Origin of the sequence: Selenomonas sp. WCT3 (assembly GCA_900100835.1) — a bacterium.
Taxonomy (GTDB): domain Bacteria; phylum Bacillota; class Negativicutes; order Selenomonadales; family Selenomonadaceae; genus Selenomonas_A; species Selenomonas_A ruminantium_E.
Genome location: FNCM01000011.1, coordinates 1 through 16,352 on the forward strand (window position 1 = coordinate 1; position 16,352 = coordinate 16,352).

Below are 16,352 nucleotides of genomic sequence, written 5' to 3' on the forward strand. Positions count from 1 at the left end.
TTGACGGTTTGCTTTGTCAGCCGGTTGTTGACATCGTAGATATACTGTTCTTCGATGTCCTTGACCGTCCGGGTCAGGCGGTTGCCGGCGTTATCGTAGGTGAATCGCTCTGTATACTTCGGGTATTCGGCCTGCTGCAAACGGTTCAAGCTGTCATAGGTGTAGAGCGTCTTGCCTGCAAGTTCCTCTTTCTCGATTCTTTGGCCATTGCCGTCATAGCGATAGGTATTCTGGGCCAGGATTTTATCCGGTGTTGCTACGGTAAGGCTCGTTATGTTTTTATCCGCATCGTAGGCGATGTCCTGCCACATGCCGTTAGCATGGGTTATCTTTTGGATGGCGCCATCGGCATCGCGGGTAAATTTGACAATTGACTTGTCAAGTTCGTTGCATATGTCAACGAGTTGATTTGACTTGTCAAATCGGTAGCTGACTTGCCGGCCTGTAATGTCAGTCTGGCTTATCTTACGCCCCAGCTCATCGTAGGTATAGGCCAGCAGTGTCCTGCCGCTGGCTTTCTTCGTGAGCAGCAGGCCATCTTTGTCGTAGGTGTAGCGGTAGTCCATGCCGCCTGCAATGGCGGCAGTGAGCTGGCCATTGGGTGCATATTCATAGCTATTGCGCAGATTGCCTGCCTTGCGCTCGATAAGACTGCCGTAGACATTCCACTGGTACTCATTCGTTATACCATTGCGGTCTTGGAATTGGATTAGTTTCCCGTCGGCGGTATAGAGATACTCCTCCTGACTGCCATCCGGATAGGTTATGGCTTTCAGCTGGTTGTTGTCATCGTATGCATAGATGCGTTTATTGCCATTGCCATCCACGGCTTCGATGATATTGCCCGCAAAGTCGTAGGCATAGTTTTCTTTGCTGCCATCGGCTTTGCGGATTTCCGTGATGCGGCCCCAGCTGTCGAGGACGTAGCTCGTTTCATTGCCGTTGCCGTCAACGATGCCGGTGACATTGCCCTGCGCATCGTAGTGATAGGTTTGGCTTGCTCCTCCCTTGGTTTCGATATGCGTTTGCCAGCCGGCGGCGGTGTAGGCGTAGCTTGCACCACTGCCGCCAGCTGTCTCGACTTTGATGCGGCGACCCGCACGGTCGTAGGCGACAGTTTCGAGCAGCTTGCCATCGGTGCCGATGACTGCCGTCAGCCTGCCGGCACTGTCGTATTGATAGCGGTAGGACATTTCCTGCGGCAGCTGCCGCTCGGTTATGTTGCCTTCTTTATCGTAGACGAGTTTCTGCGTGCGGCCTTCGCTCGTAGTTGCCTGCGTCTGCTGATTCATCAGGTTGTACGTAAATCTTTCCTCGCGGCCGCAGTCGTCGGTGATACACAGAATGTTACCAGCTTTATCGTATGTAAACCGGGTTGTATTCTGCTGGCCCGTTGCGCTGTCGGTTTCCGGGTCATAAGCCTCGGGATGGACTTTTGAGTTAATACCCTATACTATTAATAAATACCCCATCACCCATATCTCTAACAATAAATCGCAGCTCACTATTTTTAAATATAATTTCTCCCCCTTTTATAGACCAATATATATTATTATTAAATCGTTCCAAGCATTTATATTCTTCAAATATTTCCATCAAGTTTTTAGATGTAATATATGTAACACTAATTTGATTACCTCTCATATTTTCTTTTATAATTTGATTAGAAACAATCTTTGTTAAGTCATTTATAATTTTACCGTAACACACTAATCCAGTTATTTCCACTAGTTCCATAAGCACCCCCCACCAAACATCAGTTTTTAAGTCAGGAATATATATATCACCCATTGCTTTTATATCGCAAATCATTTTTATCATACAAAACACTTTTTCATCAACCCCCATTTTTTCTATATATCCTTCTATCTCATCCACCGAAAAGCATTCATATTTTATCCTATTTTTTATTAATATGTTTTTTATATTTCGTATTTTTTCTAACACTTGACTCTTGTTATATCTCATATTATTCCGTAACATCTTCGATTGCATTATTTCCTCTACCTCCATCAGTTATAATTTGCCATCCTTTTTTTCCATCTCTAGGTATACCATCACCAGCATTTTTAGCCCATTGAGGCTGTGGAGCCACCTTACCTTCTAATAGAAATTGATCACGTGTCAATCTCACTTTTGATTCTATTTGCGCTTTATTACAAGGTGGGAGTGCTAAATTGTTAATTCTTTCAGCCGGCGTGGCCCCAGCTGAACCTCTTGTCACGAAAACGCCTGATGCCAAATGGTCTTTATCATTAGATGTAATGACAAATTCTTCCCCTTTCATTCCGCGTCTAATAAAAATAGGTCCATCGAATGATTTTATAGTATTAGTTGCTATTTCATCGTGCTTTAGCATTCCTTTGTGAGCATAAAATTTTCTAATCCCCTTATGCCCAATTTGTACTAATTGCTGATTTTTACTCTTTGAAAGTGAACATTTTTTATCATAACCACTTGGATCATAATAATCCACTGGGTTATTCGCGCAGTAAGCATATAGATTCAGCCCATCGCCGTGATACTCGTCTTCCTGCGTGAATCTGGCTATTGCTGGATTATAGAATCTGGCGCGCAGGTAGTATTGCTGGGTTATTGGGTCGAATTGCTGTCCTGTGTACTGGAAGCGGTTGGGAATTTGTTCTTCTTTTTCTACGGTGTTGCCGAAGGCGTCGTAGGTGTAGCGATTCTTTACGTTGCCTTCTGCATCTGTGATGAAGATGGTACTTCCCTGTTCATCGCTGGCGTAGTGGTACCAGGTTTTCTCTGGTTCGGATTCCCTTGCCCATAGGTCGCTGGTACGGATTAATCTTGTGATATTGCCGTCTGTTTCTTCGGTTATCACTTCCTTGTTTTCGTTGAAGATAAACTGCACGAGTTTGCCGTTTTCTTCCATTTCATAGCGCAGGCCTTCGGCATCGTAGCGGTTTATTTGGACATCGCCCGCTTTTGTTGTTACTTTGCTGGTTCTGCGGAAGGCGTCATATTCGTAGGTGTTCTTAGCATCTTGGAGCAGGTTGCCAGCATCATCGTAGCGATAGGTTTCCACCTGACCGTTGACGATTTGACTTGTCAACCGGTTGTTGACATCGTAGATATACTGCTCCTCGATATCTTTCGCCGTTCTAGTCAGCCGATTCCCCGCTTGGTCGTAGCTGAATCGCTCCGTATAGGTCGGATATTCAGCTTGCTGCAAGCAGTTCAGACTGTCATAGGTATAGACCACCGACTTTCTTGGCAAGCAGCAGTCAATTGGCCATTTGGCGCATATTCGTAGCTATTGCGCAAATCGCCAGCTTTTCGCTCGATAAAACTGCCGTAGACATTCCACTGGTTCTCATTCGTTATACCATTTCGATTTTGGAATTGGATTAATTTACTACATCTCTTATATCAAAAACAGACCATTGAAGTTCGCATAAAACAATAAACGGCCTGTTTTTTCCTAAGATATGTTGCAGCTAATTTGCCAATTCGTCGGTCTATTTTGAGAAAGTATTGCACTTAGCTTGACAATCCGTCGCCTAAATTATGGCACAGATACCTAGAACGGTGTGCATGAGGTTGCTGTTTCAGCAGCCCTCCCTATGTTACGCTTGATAGAAGTCTTGTTTCGGATGTGCGAAGTTTGAGTAACAACAGTTTTTTCACATATCGTCTTCTATAAAATCAAAATAATAATCATTTTTCTCATCCATACGTTCTAAAAAAGACTGCAAAGATTCCGCTATCATTTCATCATTTAAATACACAGGATATTTTCCCTTTTCCGGAGTAAGACATACTGTCAAAAACAAATCTGAATATATCTCAAAAAAGACCAGTCTTCCATCATTTAAATCGTAGCAATCAACCACCTCATTATATTCATACACATCCTGTTTTAGATAGAACTCTCCAATTTCCATTGGAGGCATAATCCGATCTATACAAGCCTTGTCACACGCACACAAAAATCCATATCCCAACTCTCTGTATATCTCTTTCAACTCCTCAGGAATAACAATACCTAAGTCTCTCTCCGTTTTTTTTACTTCATTATACCAATTATCACGTCTAAAAAAAACATGTTTATACTCTGATGCATTGTATTGTGTATATTCATTAGGTAATACATACTTCTTAAAATTAACGCAAAATGACATAATGTTCACTTACCTTTCCCTCTAAAAAATTTATTCCAAATGCTTCCTGCCCCATGAATTCCACCTTGATGCTCATTTGGATATTTTGCTGGATGAATATTATACCATTCAAAAGGACCCCCAAATCTATTAGGAATAATCTCGTGAGCATCATAGTAATCACCCGCCGATCTAATTTTAATTCCATTTTTAGAATAAACATCTTCGGTATACTTCGGCCATTCCTGCCCTGTATGCTGTTCCCATTCCGTTCTAAGTTTGCTTCTCATTTTTCCAAAAGCCACCCTATGTTTATTGTATTCGCCTACTGCTAGTTTCTGATATCTATTTTTTCTTAAGTCTTCAGCCAGTAAATGAATTTGTTCTCTTGTAAGTTTCCTTCCTGTTTTTGCCTCAATATCACGCACTATCTTTCGTGCATCCCATGCACTATTTAAAGGCTTCCATACCTCTTTATAATACCCACTCGGATCATAATAATCCACAGGGTCGTTCGCACAGTAAGCATAAAGATTCAGCCCATCGCCGTGATATTCATCTTCCTGCGTGAATCGGGCGATGGCTGGGTTATAGAATCTTGCGCGCAGATAGTATTGCTGGGTTATCGGGTCTAGCTGCTGGCCGGTGTATTGGTAGCGGTTGGGGATTTTTTCTTCCGCTTCTATTGTATTACCGAAAGCATCATAGGTGTAGCGGTTCTTTACTTCGCCATTCTTTCCCGTGATGAATACAGTACTTCCCTGTTCATCACTGGCGTAGTGGTACCAGGTCTTCTCGGGCTCAGCTTCCATCGCCCAAAGGTCGCTGGTGCGAATCAGTCGGGTGATGTTTTCCCCTTCCTGTTCCGTTATCACTTCCTTGTTTTCGTTAAAGATGAACTGTACAAGCTTGCCGTTTTCTTCCATTTCGTGACGCAGGCCTTCGGCATCGTAGCGGTTTATTTGCGTTATGCCTGTCTTGGTGGTCACCTTGCTCGTCTTGCGGAAGGCGTCGTATTCATAGATGTTATTTCCATCTTGGAGCAGATTACCTGCGTTATCGTAGCGATAGTTTTCCACTTGACCGTTGACGATTTGACTTGTCAATCGGTTGTTGACATCGTAGATATACTGCTCCTCGATGTCTTTCGCCGTTCGGCTCAGCCGATTCCCCGCTTGGTCGTAGCTGAACCGCTCCGTATAGGTCGGATATTCTGCCTGCTGCAAACGGTTCAAGCTGTCATAGGTGTAGAGGGTCTTACCCGCCAGCTCGTTTTTCTCGATTCTTTGGCCGTTGCCGTCATAGCGGTAGGTGTTCTGCGCAAGGATTTTATCGGGCGTGGCTACCGTCAAGCTCGTTATGTTCTTGTCAGCATCATAGGCAATATCCTGCCACATGCCGTTGGCATGGGTTATCTTTTGGATGGCACCATCGGCATCGCGGGTAAATTTAACAATTGACTGGTCAATTTCGTTGCATATATCAACTAAGTAATTTGACTTGTCAAACTTATAGCTAACCTGTCGGCCGGTGATGTCGGTCTGACTGATTTTACGTCCCAGCTCATCATAGCGATAAGAAAGAAGTGTTCTGCCACTGGCTTTCTTGGCGAGCAGCAAGCCGTCGCGGTCATAGCTGTAACGGTAATCCATGCCGTTAGCTATCGCGGCAGTCAATTGACCGTTGGGCGCATATTCGTAGCTATTGCGCAGATTACCTGCCTTGCGCTCGATAAGACTGCCGTAGACATTCCACTGGTACGTATTCGTTATACCATTGCGGTCTTGGGATTGGATTAATTTTCCATCGGCAGTATAAAGATACTGCTCCTGCGCTCCATCTGGATAGGTTATGGATTTCAGCTGGTTGTTGTCATCGTATTCGTAGGTACGTTTATTGCCATCGGTGCCGATGACTGCCGTCAGCCTGCCAGCGCTGTCGTACTGGTAGTGGTAGGACATTTCCAGCGGCAGCTGCCGCTGGGTAATATGGCCTTCCTGGTCATAGAATATGTTTTGGGTGCGACCTTCGCTGGACACAGCCTGGATGCACTGATTCATCAGGTTGTACGTGAATTTTTCCGCACGGCCGCAATCGTCTGTAATGCTCAGGATATTGCCAGCTTTATCATAGGTGAACCGGGTTATGTTCTTCTGCCCTGAAGCCTGGTCGATGACACATTCTGCCACCAGCCGGTCTGCTGCATCGTAGTCCCGCTGGATTTTACTGCCATCGGGGAGCTGAACCTCTGTGATGTTGCTGTTGGCATCATAGCGGGATACTTCCACAAGACTGCCAGCAACATCCGTTACGGATGTGCGGCAATTGCCTGCGTCATAGGTATTTTTCACATAGACCTTACCAGAGTATATTTCCCCAGTAAAACACATTTAAAAAGGCCATAATCAGTTATTCTGCTTATGACCTTTATGGTAATTAGTCTCTCATCTACTTATGATTTACTACATTTCACATAATACTTCATAAGTATATCATTTAAACATCCTTTAATCTCTTTCAATTCTCCTCCAGGTATTCTGTGTTCTATATACTCATTGAACATAGCATTCAACCATTCATCATTATACCCCCAATATAACGCTTCGGCTATTATACCAAAATCATCAGAAATATATGCATACAAATCATCATAATATATTAATAAATCATCATCCTCACAAGAATTATATACTCTAAAATATATCTCCTCTTCTATAGACTTAATTAGTTTTCTTTCTTTTATCGGAATCCTATATCTAAACTGTCCTGGCGGATCATTTCTTAACTGCTTTATTTTTTCACAAACTTTCAACCAGCTCTTTCAATATCTCAACCGCTTTTATATTTGCCATAACAAAACACCTCCTATTTCCACAACCCATTATTTTTCAACCACATTTTTCCTACTGATATCACTTTACAATGTGTGACCTAATAATCTTACCAGTCTCTATATCTATATCATATCCAACGCCAATAAAATTTGCTGCAGTTATAACATGTCCATGATGACTCATCCCCTCATACGGCATATTAATTTTATCCTTGAACTTTTCTGTTACGCTTTCTACCTGCCATATTATGTTGTCGTTTTTATCAATACAATATATATTGTTTACTGGCTCATCTATAGATACAGGCTCTAATAGAATTACTTTCCTACCTTCATAATATATTGTTTCTAAAACTTTATACTTTTTTGATATATCCATCTTACTCACCTACAAATTATTGACAATTACAATTTTCTCTCATTTTTAAATCCCCCTATTCTCTTTCCAATAGTATCAAATTGTACGCCACCTTCTTTACCCCATCCATCTAATGGATTAACCACACCAATCCTTAGACATTCTCCTTTGGGTATTTCTACATCACAAGTGTAAATAGGCTCTTGAGGCAATGCAAATTTTCCTTAATTTGTGTAGGACTAAGACCTTCAATATCTTCTCATCATCCATCCCCCCTTCATTTGCGATCCATTTTTATCATACACTCTAGCAAAAATTGTATTTTCCTGTAATTTTTCCAAATGGATATCGGCACATAGGATACGCACACGGTTATCCCGTCGTTCCAGACAACTCCCCACGTTGATAAGCCAACGGCGTCCCAGATGCTGGCCGGGATTCTCATAGATGGATTCATAGTAGACAAATACATGATCCCCCACGTCTGGCATAGAGTACTGATAGTTGTTGACGGTATTTTCATACGGTATCCAGCAGGTGTCTTCGATTGCTTGATGTTCATCGCAATCAAATTTTACTTTGACATTTGTTCCCTCAACGGCCAGTATGGTACCAGTAAGCTGCTGGGGCATATTCGTACGGCGAAGTTCCTCCTCGGCCGTCGGACGGCAGCCCTCTTTGGGGCGTATATTCTCTTTGACCTTCCGGCAGGTACTCACGGGCAGAGTAATCGTTTTGATTCTGTCATATCCTGCCAGCTCCCGCCGGGAGAATGGTACAAAGCCTAAACTGAGCTGAATCTGATCGCTCGCGCAGTTAGTAAACAGAAAATGTCCGGTTGTTTCTGCCAACCGCACCAAGAATTGCCAATCCGTTTCCTCGTGCTGATACAGCATACGCGGCAAAACAGGATTATCCTGCACAGCTATCTGTAGGCCATACGGCTGGCCGATGACATTGGCTACATCGCTAAGTGTTTTTCTCTCGGATTGGAACGTACGGCTGTGCCGCTTGATATCCATCGCTTGCGACCCTCTATCCTTTGTACCAAGGACATGTCCGCCGCAGGTAGTGCGATGAATTGCAGGTCACAGATTCCATGCTGGCCTGCCCTGGTATCTATTTGGATTTTTCTATACGCTGATAGGGCAAGCCTTCGACTTTTAGCTGTCCTAATGTAACCTGTTCCATATATCCTCCTGCTAACCTATCATTCGTCACCGTTCGACTCTATTTTCCGTGCCCACCAAGTTGCCAAGCAAACAAACACCAGCGTCCCCCAGGCAAAGATATCATCCGGCGTGCTGATAATCTCAATCAATGTTCTTATAATCACCAAATACAATAAATAGATAAATTTCATAGTCTTATCCTTTAGTATGTATAGAATTTATAGATATGCACCCGATAGGTGTTTTTTTCTTCCTGTATCGATATTTTCCATTTTCCCTTTTTATAAACCAGTCCTTTTCCACCTTGATTTTTTACTTTTTGCCAATCATCATGAGTTAGTTGCGAATTATAAAATTGCATAACTTCTTCGATTGACAATTCAGTATGATAGTAAACATTTAATGATACGGAAGACCTTTCTCTTATTGCTTCATTCTTTTCTACCTCTTCGGTTTTATCTGGGACAGGCAACTCGTCATATATTTCATACATAACTTTGGGGTCACGACTAAAATCATCGCCATTTATCATATAATTTTCAAATGAATCATATACGGATAGCAGCATACCTACAAAAAGCAAATACATTACAATTTTTCTTACCAATCATATCCCCCTACACTGCACAATCAACAAACAACAATCGAATTTTCCTCTCTAATATCTATATATTTTATAAATATTTACTCGATATTTTTCATTCTCATCTTGAACCGCTATTTTCCATTTGTCTTTTTTAAACAACACCATGCAATTGCCATCTTGTTTATCGATTTGTTTCCACCCTTTATCGGTTAAGTACATAATATAAAATCGTTTGATTTGTTCCTTTGATAATCTTGTACAATAATATATATCCAATGACACGGAGTATCTCTCTCTTATGGATTCTTTTTTTTCAATCTCGTTTGTATTATCAGGTATTGGCAACTCGCCATATATCTCATATAAGACTTTCGGATCACGCTTAAAATCATTACCATTTTCCCAATAATTCATAACAGCACTATATAAAAAACACAACAGCCAAAGAACCATAAGATAGACTACGATTTTTTTTGCTCGTTGCATAATAAAAACACCTCTATATTGCAATCAACTATTCATCTCCCTTTTTATCCAAAATAACGCCTGCATTCTGATCCAAACTAAGACCTTCTCCATAGGACAACCCCAAAGACAAATAATAATAGTCATGATCCATATTTTCTGGATTCGGCAATTTCTCTTCCGCTATCATTTTTCTGATATTCTCTTTTGTAAGGCTTTTCTCTTTTCCATTTTGCTGGGCGCTATTTATCAGCTGGGCATACTCGTTATTATCAATCGATTATCATACTTTGCATTGCTTTATCCTCCACTCACGTACTGCTGTAGATTTTGTATATATCCACAAAATATTTATCTACTTCATTATGAACCGATATTTCCCATCTTCCCTTTTTAAAGGCGATTCCAGTTCCGCCTTGATCTTCAATTTGTTGCCAACCTTTATCAACTAACTTTTCGATGTAAAACTGTCTAATATCCTCATCGGATAGACTTGTGTGATAATAAACATACAAGGATAGAGAATATCTTTTTCTTATAAACTCTTTTCTTTCAATTTCCTTCGTATTATCAGGGATCGGCAACCCGTCATATATTTCATACATAACTTTAGGGTCACGACTAAAATCATCGCCATTTATCATATAATTTTCAAATGAATCATATACGGATAGCAGCATACCTACAAAAAGCAAATACATTACAATTTTTCTTACCAATCGTATCCCTCACACTGCACAATCAACAAACATGAGCATATACCCCGAAAAGATTATCTTAGAGGTATTTATAGTATCAATTAATGAAACTCAATCGATTTTATTGATTTTTCCACCAACTCTTTGCTTGTCTTATTGTTTTCGTTATAAATATAAGTAATAATCCAATAATCTTCGCCCGAATGAATACCAAAACATTCAAACGTGTATGGATAACTATTTTTCTTGGCCGATAATTTTGCATAAGTCATATTCTGTCCATAGATGTTTTTTCCTTCTATCTTTTCACAACATTTGTCATCTAAATCACCATAATCCATCAGGAAAGTATCTTGCGAAAAATCGATTTCCTTGTTGGAATCATCTATTACACCATGATCTACCGCTACAGTAATATCATCTACTTGATGATAAAACTTCTCTTCTTTTTTTACACCCTCCACATTGTCAATTTTCGTATATCCATCTAACACAAACGGTAGTTTTATCGATAATTTTTTCCATCCGATTGCTCTAACACTGTACTTTCCCAAGCATCATTACTACTATCTCCAGCGTTTATATCTATATTCAAAACACTACCTCCTAATAATAAAAGAAATAATACAACGACCACGAATAATGCCTTGATTTCAGTCATCATAAGAATACTAACTCCTTAAATTTTTTTACACATAAACTATTTTTTACTAATTTCTCCTTTTAGTCCATTCTTATCAATTGACACACCTTCATGTAATGTTCCATCTTCTACCGACACACTTCCAGAGTATCCAACTTTTAGTTTTTCAATCCGTCCCTCATTTTCTTTCTAGTAGCACCATATCTATCAAGCAATTCATGCCACTGATGGACGATTCAAATCCAAAATATCCATCTCTGATTCTTCCAATATATCTTCAAAAGCTTCACATCCATTTTCTGTAATATATTTTAACACTGAATCTGAAATCGGCAAAATTTCTAACCACGTAACAATACAGTCATCCATTTCGAGATAGAAATCTGTATTCCAGCTAAACGGCCTTACAAATAATATATGTTTCATATTTGTATTTTTGTAATACATTTTCACAACATCTGTATAAATTGCACCTGGATAACAATCATAGTGTGAATTAATTATATTAAAGCAACAAATCCCCATAATATTAGGATATAAACTATATTTTTTCTTCCTACCCCTATAAATTCTACACATACAGGCTTATTATTAAATCTACGATTTATACAATGACAAAATGTACCTGCTGAACCATAATATATTTTATTAGGATAATCCCCAATCGTTTTAATGATTCGGACTTCCGATTGTTCCTTTTCATCAAAAAAACTATTTATTACATAGTCATTATCTCCTTTGCCTTCTAATAAATTCTTCTTATAAAATTTTATAATATCACTATATTTTGTGTAATCCATATAATACTCCCTAATAACCACAAACTTCCATTTTCTTAATATATTCAAGTTCTGCATCCGAACATCGCAGGGATTCAGATATAGTTTCGGCCACACTCTTTGGCAAATTACCAAATTTTAATCAATATTCCAAAGTTCCTTTTTTATTCGATTTGAATCTTCGATATCCGATTCAAATAGCTCCCTCCCTTCGTTTGTCATATTTGTAAAATGCCACCTATCATCTGCATGTTTCAATAAAATAATCTTGCCTGGCCAATAAATCAATTCTTCTCTTTCCTCCCCTTCATTTAAACAATTTATCACCTTACTATACAGGCCAATATGATTCCCAATGATTTCTTCTCCATATTCATCTTCCAACAACCATATATACCTATACACACCTCTCTTCCAAGTAGCATACATGCTTATTCCGTAATCAACATCATGAATTATGAATTTCCTTGCTACTTCCTTTACCACATCTTCTATCTGTTCATTATTATTTATAATATCCGATACATCTATGTCTTCTATTACACTTCCATAACCTCGATATATGTATCCTTTCTCCATTGCACTCCCTTATTTACTATTATTTCATGTCGATAACCTTCATTTCTTTTGCTATAATCCAACCAGATATACCATATGAACCATCAACATTGTATATCTTGTAATCACTCATCTCTAACTTATGCTTTAATTCATCAAAAGATTTATAATAAATCGGCCAATCATCTCCTTTCCCCTGCAATAATACATCCTCATTTAAATTTATAAATGTTTCTACATCAATTACAGATAAATCATATATAGCATTTCCAGGTAAAATATACCCGAACCGACTTGCCATAACATCCTTAAAATCTAGTTTTTTATAGTCATCTCCTGTATCTATTACCATATAAATACTTTCATTTTCTAAATCATACTATATTTTATAACTGATGAATCATGAAACATAACTTAATCCTCCAAAACCATTCCTGTACCAGCTAAAAACTCAAATCTACCGACTGCCATAGCAATTTCATCGCCAGTTAATCTTCTTACCTTTTAAGCAATGAATTCAAACCACCGATGGGCGATTTAAATCCAAAAGATCCACCTCTTGTTGCTCCAGATAGTCTTCAAATGCATCACTGCCATACTCACGAATATATTCATATTCCGAGTCAGATACAGGCAAAGCTTCCAGCCATGTTACCATACAATCTCCCATATCCAACGTAAATTCCGAATCCAAGGTATATGGATTCGTGAGCATCAAATGTTTCATATTGAACTCTGGATAGAATAATTTTATAACATTTGGGTATACAACACCTGGATAGCAAGCAAAATGTGAATTAATAATATGGAAACAACATGTACTCAGTATATTAGGAAATAATTCATACTCCTTTTGTGCCACTGCCACGAATTCCACGCGTAGCGGCTTATTATCAACTTGAAGATCTATACTATACGGAAACGTCCCTACTGTCCCATAATACATTTCATCTAAATATTCTCCTTCTGTCTCTACAATAAAGACTTCACTTGTTTCCCTTTTATCAAGATATAGTTCAACCCGAAAATCCCCCTTCTTTTTTCCTTTTAAAATATTATTGGAATAATATTTTATAATCTCTTTATGTTTTGTATAATCGTTACATTCTTGCATATGCCTATCTCCAATCATATTTACACAATTGATGGACGATTTAAATTTAAAAAGTCAACCTCCTTTTTATCTAATAAATCTTCAAAGGCTTCACTTCCATTTCTCTTAATATATTCAAGCTCTGCATCCGAAATTGGAAGCACTTGCAGCCATGTTACTATATACGGGCCAATATCAACAGTATATTCTCCATCCCATATAAATGGTGTGGCCAAATATATGTGTTTCATATTAACATCCGGATAATACATATTTACCACATTCGGATACACCAAACCCGGTTCAAACCCATATTTAGAATTTATAATATTAAACGAACATGTGCTTATTATATTAGAAAAAGTCTTATCGTCTTCATAAGCCACTCCCAAGAATTCACCACGCAGAGATTTCCCATCCAACGACATCCCGATATCATATTCATAGGTACCGATTGTTCCGTAACTAATTATTCCGTCTTCAGGCGCTTGAAAAAGATCTATCATATGTTTTTCTTTTTCATCTCCATATTTAAACACCTTTATCTTGTCTAAAGAATCATTTTCTACGATATTATCGACATAACATTGAAATATCTTTTTATTAAATTCTATATTCATTTCTTACTCCTTTATTCTCCAAGATATATTCCACTTGACTCTTCCATTTTATGACATCGATTACTCGATGGAAGTTCCGGACGATAATGATTCGGATTATTATATTCATTCAAAAATTGTTTTCTTGATATTCCCCTTTCAGCTGCACTCTGTTGATGCTTCCAAAATTCATAACCAGGTTTATGGCCTACATCCCACGATTTCCCTTCATGAATAATTTTTCCAGTTAAAGGATCTCTAACCTCACCTCCACCAGCTTTTTTAGCTCTGTTCCATACTAACTTTCTTATCTCTTTTCTAAAATGACTTGGTCTCCTATATCGTATCTTTTCTATAAGTGTTAACTTATTTTTATGAATTAACTTTGCTTCGCCTGTTTTAACTTTATTCGCCAAACTTTGCTTCGGCGATGTGTAAATACTTGTACAATCTTGCGTGCCATGAGATGCACTGGCCATAAAACTAGCAGATGATTTTGCAGCCATAGCAGTTCCCGCAGTTGCCAACGCTAATCCACCGGCTGACACCGGGACGCCTACAGCAGCTAACGCACCACCGCTTCCTACACTGGCAACCATGCCTCCTGCCTCTAAGCCAGTGCCAGCCGCAAATTCGCTCGCACCAGCAATCACAGCTAATGCATCGCCAGTCACTCTGCCAGCTTTATAGCCCAGTGTCCATTCTTTTGGCTCATTTGGATGACTAAGACCTAGCGAAAGATTTTCCTGTGCTGAATTGGCCAAGCCATGTATAAATTGCTTTATTGTTCCCAGCACCTGTGACATCAAGTCGCTAAAATCCGGGTCTCTGGGCGTATTTGTTTTCCGTGGTTGCGTTACTGGCTCCAATACCTGTGATGTTTTGCCGATATACCACACTTTCCCATCCGCGCCGTGGTCATGGAGGCTGTTGAGATTTATCTCACTACCTGCCACCATCAGCCGGTTAGCAAATGGCCAATTTTCATCAATATCCCAAGTTCCTTTTTATTCGATTTGAACCTTCGATATCCTATTCAATCTTCAAGACTTTGATTTGTCTTTTTCCTTTTATGCACAATCATTTCTGTCAAGCAATTTAAACTACTGCCGGATGCTTCAAATTCCTTATAATTATTTTTTATTCGATTTGATTCGTCTATATCGCTATATATCAGTTCAAAATCAGTCTTTTCCATTGATGCAAAGCGATTTTCATCGACGTCATGTTTTAGTAATATGATTTTCCCTGGCCAGTAATGCACCTCCATCCTTTCCCCTGCAAGGTCATTGATAAGGTTATTATACAGTCCGACCCGTCTTTCTTTTGTCGTTTCATCATATTCATCCATACCCAGCCAAACATATCGATATAATCGCTTCTCCCATGCCACACAAACGCTCTTGACACTCTTCGCATCTGCTTTTATGAATTTCCTTGCGATTTCTTGGATTTTTTCTTCTACGGTATTACCACTATTTACGATATCTGCGATATCAATTTCTTCGATATCATTTCCGACTCCTTGATATACAACTGCTTTTTTCACATTTGCATCCCAGACTACATTATCATCAGCGTCTAAAATCAAGCATGGTTCATTGAATCTGCTTATTTCAATCAAATCATTTTCTTGATAGTCTCTTTGACCAGTTTTTATAACCTTTTCTACCAAGAACGTGCATGCATAGTATTCTTGATATTCACTATCACATTCATCTAATTCATTATTTGTTTCATAGATCGTATCAATCACCCCAGATAATATCATCCCATCTTTAAATTTGATTACTAATCTATCTCCGTTGTAGTATCTATCAATTTTACATATCATTTCGTCCATTTTCAATCTCCTTTATACCACTCAGGTCTAGCCGGTACTATATGTGCAGCCCCCTTTTTATCATAATGAATAATAGCATTTGTTGTATCATAATAACATTCATCATGAACATTATAGTATTTACCAATGACTTCATCGCAATGTATACGTTGCTTATTGGTTCCTTCTTTTATTTTCGTTCGATCTGCATATTTATCTAATAACATTTGCGCATCCTTAGTTAAAATACTTTTATGATTTCCCTTTGCAACTTCTTGCTTATAATTATTCGTTCCCAGTATATGTTTATCTTGCTGCCCTTGATTAACTCTAATACGAATCGAACCTGTTGAAACTTTATTCTTATCAAAATTTTCTTTTAAAGAATTACCGTTCGTATATTGACTCGACTTTGAAGCATCTGCCATAAAGCTGGTTGCTGATTTAGCCGCCACAGCAGCTCCAGTAGTTGCCAACGCTAATCCACCTGCTGATACAGGAACGCCTACAACAGCTAAAGTACCGCCGCTTCCTATACTGGCAACCATGCCGCCTGCTTCTAAGCCAGTACCAGTTGCAAATTCGCTCGCACCAGCAATCACGGCTAATGCATGCCAGTCAC

General features: G+C 39.1%; 23 protein-coding genes and 1 pseudogene. All 24 read right to left on the reverse strand.

Going from position 1 to position 16,352, the window contains the following annotated elements:
* Nucleotides 1-1,292: pseudogene (locus BLQ36_RS09775) on the reverse strand (RHS repeat protein); the annotation flags it as partial.
* A 148-nt stretch (nucleotides 1,293-1,440) separates the two neighbouring features.
* Entirely contained in the window at nucleotides 1,441-1,878 is a 438-nt protein-coding gene (locus BLQ36_RS09785; RefSeq protein WP_143558735.1) for a hypothetical protein, read from the reverse strand.
* Nucleotides 1,879-1,969: 91 nt separating this feature from the next.
* Nucleotides 1,970-3,196, reverse strand: coding sequence for an RHS repeat-associated core domain-containing protein (locus tag BLQ36_RS13600; RefSeq protein WP_074515421.1), 1,227 nt, complete (start codon nucleotides 3,194-3,196; stop codon nucleotides 1,970-1,972).
* Nucleotides 3,197-3,647: 451 nt separating this feature from the next.
* Nucleotides 3,648-4,145 carry an SMI1/KNR4 family protein gene (locus tag BLQ36_RS09795; RefSeq protein ID WP_074515478.1) on the reverse strand — a complete coding sequence of 166 codons (498 nt, stop codon included), beginning with the start codon at nucleotides 4,143-4,145 and terminating at the stop codon, nucleotides 3,648-3,650.
* A gap of 5 nt (nucleotides 4,146-4,150) precedes the next feature.
* Entirely contained in the window at nucleotides 4,151-6,475 is a 2,325-nt protein-coding gene (locus BLQ36_RS09800; protein WP_180364859.1) for an RHS repeat-associated core domain-containing protein, read from the reverse strand.
* A gap of 101 nt (nucleotides 6,476-6,576) precedes the next feature.
* A complete protein-coding gene (locus BLQ36_RS09805; protein ID WP_074515423.1) occupies nucleotides 6,577-6,936 on the reverse strand; it encodes a hypothetical protein in 360 nt (119 codons plus the stop codon).
* A gap of 100 nt (nucleotides 6,937-7,036) precedes the next feature.
* Nucleotides 7,037-7,336 (reverse strand): hypothetical protein, encoded by a 300-nt coding sequence (locus BLQ36_RS09810; protein WP_074515424.1) that lies wholly within the window; start codon nucleotides 7,334-7,336, stop codon nucleotides 7,037-7,039.
* A gap of 227 nt (nucleotides 7,337-7,563) precedes the next feature.
* Nucleotides 7,564-8,337, reverse strand: coding sequence for a hypothetical protein (locus tag BLQ36_RS09815; protein ID WP_074515425.1), 774 nt, complete (start codon nucleotides 8,335-8,337; stop codon nucleotides 7,564-7,566).
* A gap of 188 nt (nucleotides 8,338-8,525) precedes the next feature.
* The gene (locus BLQ36_RS13440) at nucleotides 8,526-8,678 is read right to left on the reverse strand and encodes a hypothetical protein (RefSeq protein WP_180364860.1); all 153 of its coding nucleotides are present in this window, start codon (nucleotides 8,676-8,678) and stop codon (nucleotides 8,526-8,528) included.
* 11 nt (nucleotides 8,679-8,689) lie between these two features.
* Nucleotides 8,690-9,094 carry a hypothetical protein gene (locus BLQ36_RS09820; RefSeq protein ID WP_081342308.1) on the reverse strand — a complete coding sequence of 135 codons (405 nt, stop codon included), beginning with the start codon at nucleotides 9,092-9,094 and terminating at the stop codon, nucleotides 8,690-8,692.
* A 51-nt stretch (nucleotides 9,095-9,145) separates the two neighbouring features.
* Complete coding sequence (locus tag BLQ36_RS09825) at nucleotides 9,146-9,559, reverse strand: hypothetical protein (protein WP_074515426.1); 414 nt, start codon at nucleotides 9,557-9,559, stop codon at nucleotides 9,146-9,148.
* A gap of 28 nt (nucleotides 9,560-9,587) precedes the next feature.
* Complete coding sequence (locus BLQ36_RS13445; RefSeq protein ID WP_180364861.1) at nucleotides 9,588-9,728, reverse strand: hypothetical protein; 141 nt, start codon at nucleotides 9,726-9,728, stop codon at nucleotides 9,588-9,590.
* A gap of 121 nt (nucleotides 9,729-9,849) precedes the next feature.
* On the reverse strand, nucleotides 9,850-10,257 hold the full coding sequence (locus tag BLQ36_RS09830; RefSeq protein WP_081342309.1) for a hypothetical protein: 408 nt from the start codon (nucleotides 10,255-10,257) through the stop codon (nucleotides 9,850-9,852).
* 80 nt (nucleotides 10,258-10,337) lie between these two features.
* On the reverse strand, nucleotides 10,338-10,700 hold the full coding sequence (locus tag BLQ36_RS09835; protein WP_143558739.1) for a hypothetical protein: 363 nt from the start codon (nucleotides 10,698-10,700) through the stop codon (nucleotides 10,338-10,340).
* A gap of 41 nt (nucleotides 10,701-10,741) precedes the next feature.
* Nucleotides 10,742-10,900, reverse strand: a complete 159-nt coding sequence (locus tag BLQ36_RS13450; protein WP_180364862.1) for a hypothetical protein — start codon at nucleotides 10,898-10,900, stop codon at nucleotides 10,742-10,744.
* 195 nt (nucleotides 10,901-11,095) lie between these two features.
* Complete coding sequence (locus tag BLQ36_RS09840; RefSeq protein WP_081342310.1) at nucleotides 11,096-11,458, reverse strand: suppressor of fused domain protein; 363 nt, start codon at nucleotides 11,456-11,458, stop codon at nucleotides 11,096-11,098.
* Nucleotides 11,380-11,679 carry a hypothetical protein gene (locus BLQ36_RS13455; RefSeq protein ID WP_074515429.1) on the reverse strand — a complete coding sequence of 100 codons (300 nt, stop codon included), beginning with the start codon at nucleotides 11,677-11,679 and terminating at the stop codon, nucleotides 11,380-11,382. Before BLQ36_RS13455 ends, BLQ36_RS09840 begins: the two co-directional genes overlap by 79 nt.
* A gap of 117 nt (nucleotides 11,680-11,796) precedes the next feature.
* The gene (locus BLQ36_RS09850) at nucleotides 11,797-12,237 is read right to left on the reverse strand and encodes a hypothetical protein (protein WP_074515430.1); all 441 of its coding nucleotides are present in this window, start codon (nucleotides 12,235-12,237) and stop codon (nucleotides 11,797-11,799) included.
* A gap of 19 nt (nucleotides 12,238-12,256) precedes the next feature.
* Nucleotides 12,257-12,568: a hypothetical protein gene (locus BLQ36_RS09855; protein ID WP_074515431.1), complete on the reverse strand. Its 312-nt coding sequence runs from the start codon at nucleotides 12,566-12,568 to the stop codon at nucleotides 12,257-12,259.
* Between the two features lie 165 nt (nucleotides 12,569-12,733).
* Nucleotides 12,734-13,330 (reverse strand): suppressor of fused domain protein, encoded by a 597-nt coding sequence (locus BLQ36_RS09860; protein WP_074515432.1) that lies wholly within the window; start codon nucleotides 13,328-13,330, stop codon nucleotides 12,734-12,736.
* A gap of 20 nt (nucleotides 13,331-13,350) precedes the next feature.
* Nucleotides 13,351-13,929: a suppressor of fused domain protein gene (locus BLQ36_RS09865; RefSeq protein WP_074515433.1), complete on the reverse strand. Its 579-nt coding sequence runs from the start codon at nucleotides 13,927-13,929 to the stop codon at nucleotides 13,351-13,353.
* A gap of 11 nt (nucleotides 13,930-13,940) precedes the next feature.
* On the reverse strand, nucleotides 13,941-14,714 hold the full coding sequence (locus BLQ36_RS13265) for a GH-E family nuclease (protein ID WP_318260964.1): 774 nt from the start codon (nucleotides 14,712-14,714) through the stop codon (nucleotides 13,941-13,943).
* Nucleotides 14,715-14,944: 230 nt separating this feature from the next.
* Nucleotides 14,945-15,751 carry a hypothetical protein gene (locus tag BLQ36_RS09875; protein WP_074515434.1) on the reverse strand — a complete coding sequence of 269 codons (807 nt, stop codon included), beginning with the start codon at nucleotides 15,749-15,751 and terminating at the stop codon, nucleotides 14,945-14,947.
* Nucleotides 15,752-15,753: 2 nt separating this feature from the next.
* Nucleotides 15,754-16,332 (reverse strand): polymorphic toxin type 50 domain-containing protein, encoded by a 579-nt coding sequence (locus BLQ36_RS09880; RefSeq protein WP_143558741.1) that lies wholly within the window; start codon nucleotides 16,330-16,332, stop codon nucleotides 15,754-15,756.
* Between the last annotated feature and the right edge of the window lie 20 nt (nucleotides 16,333-16,352).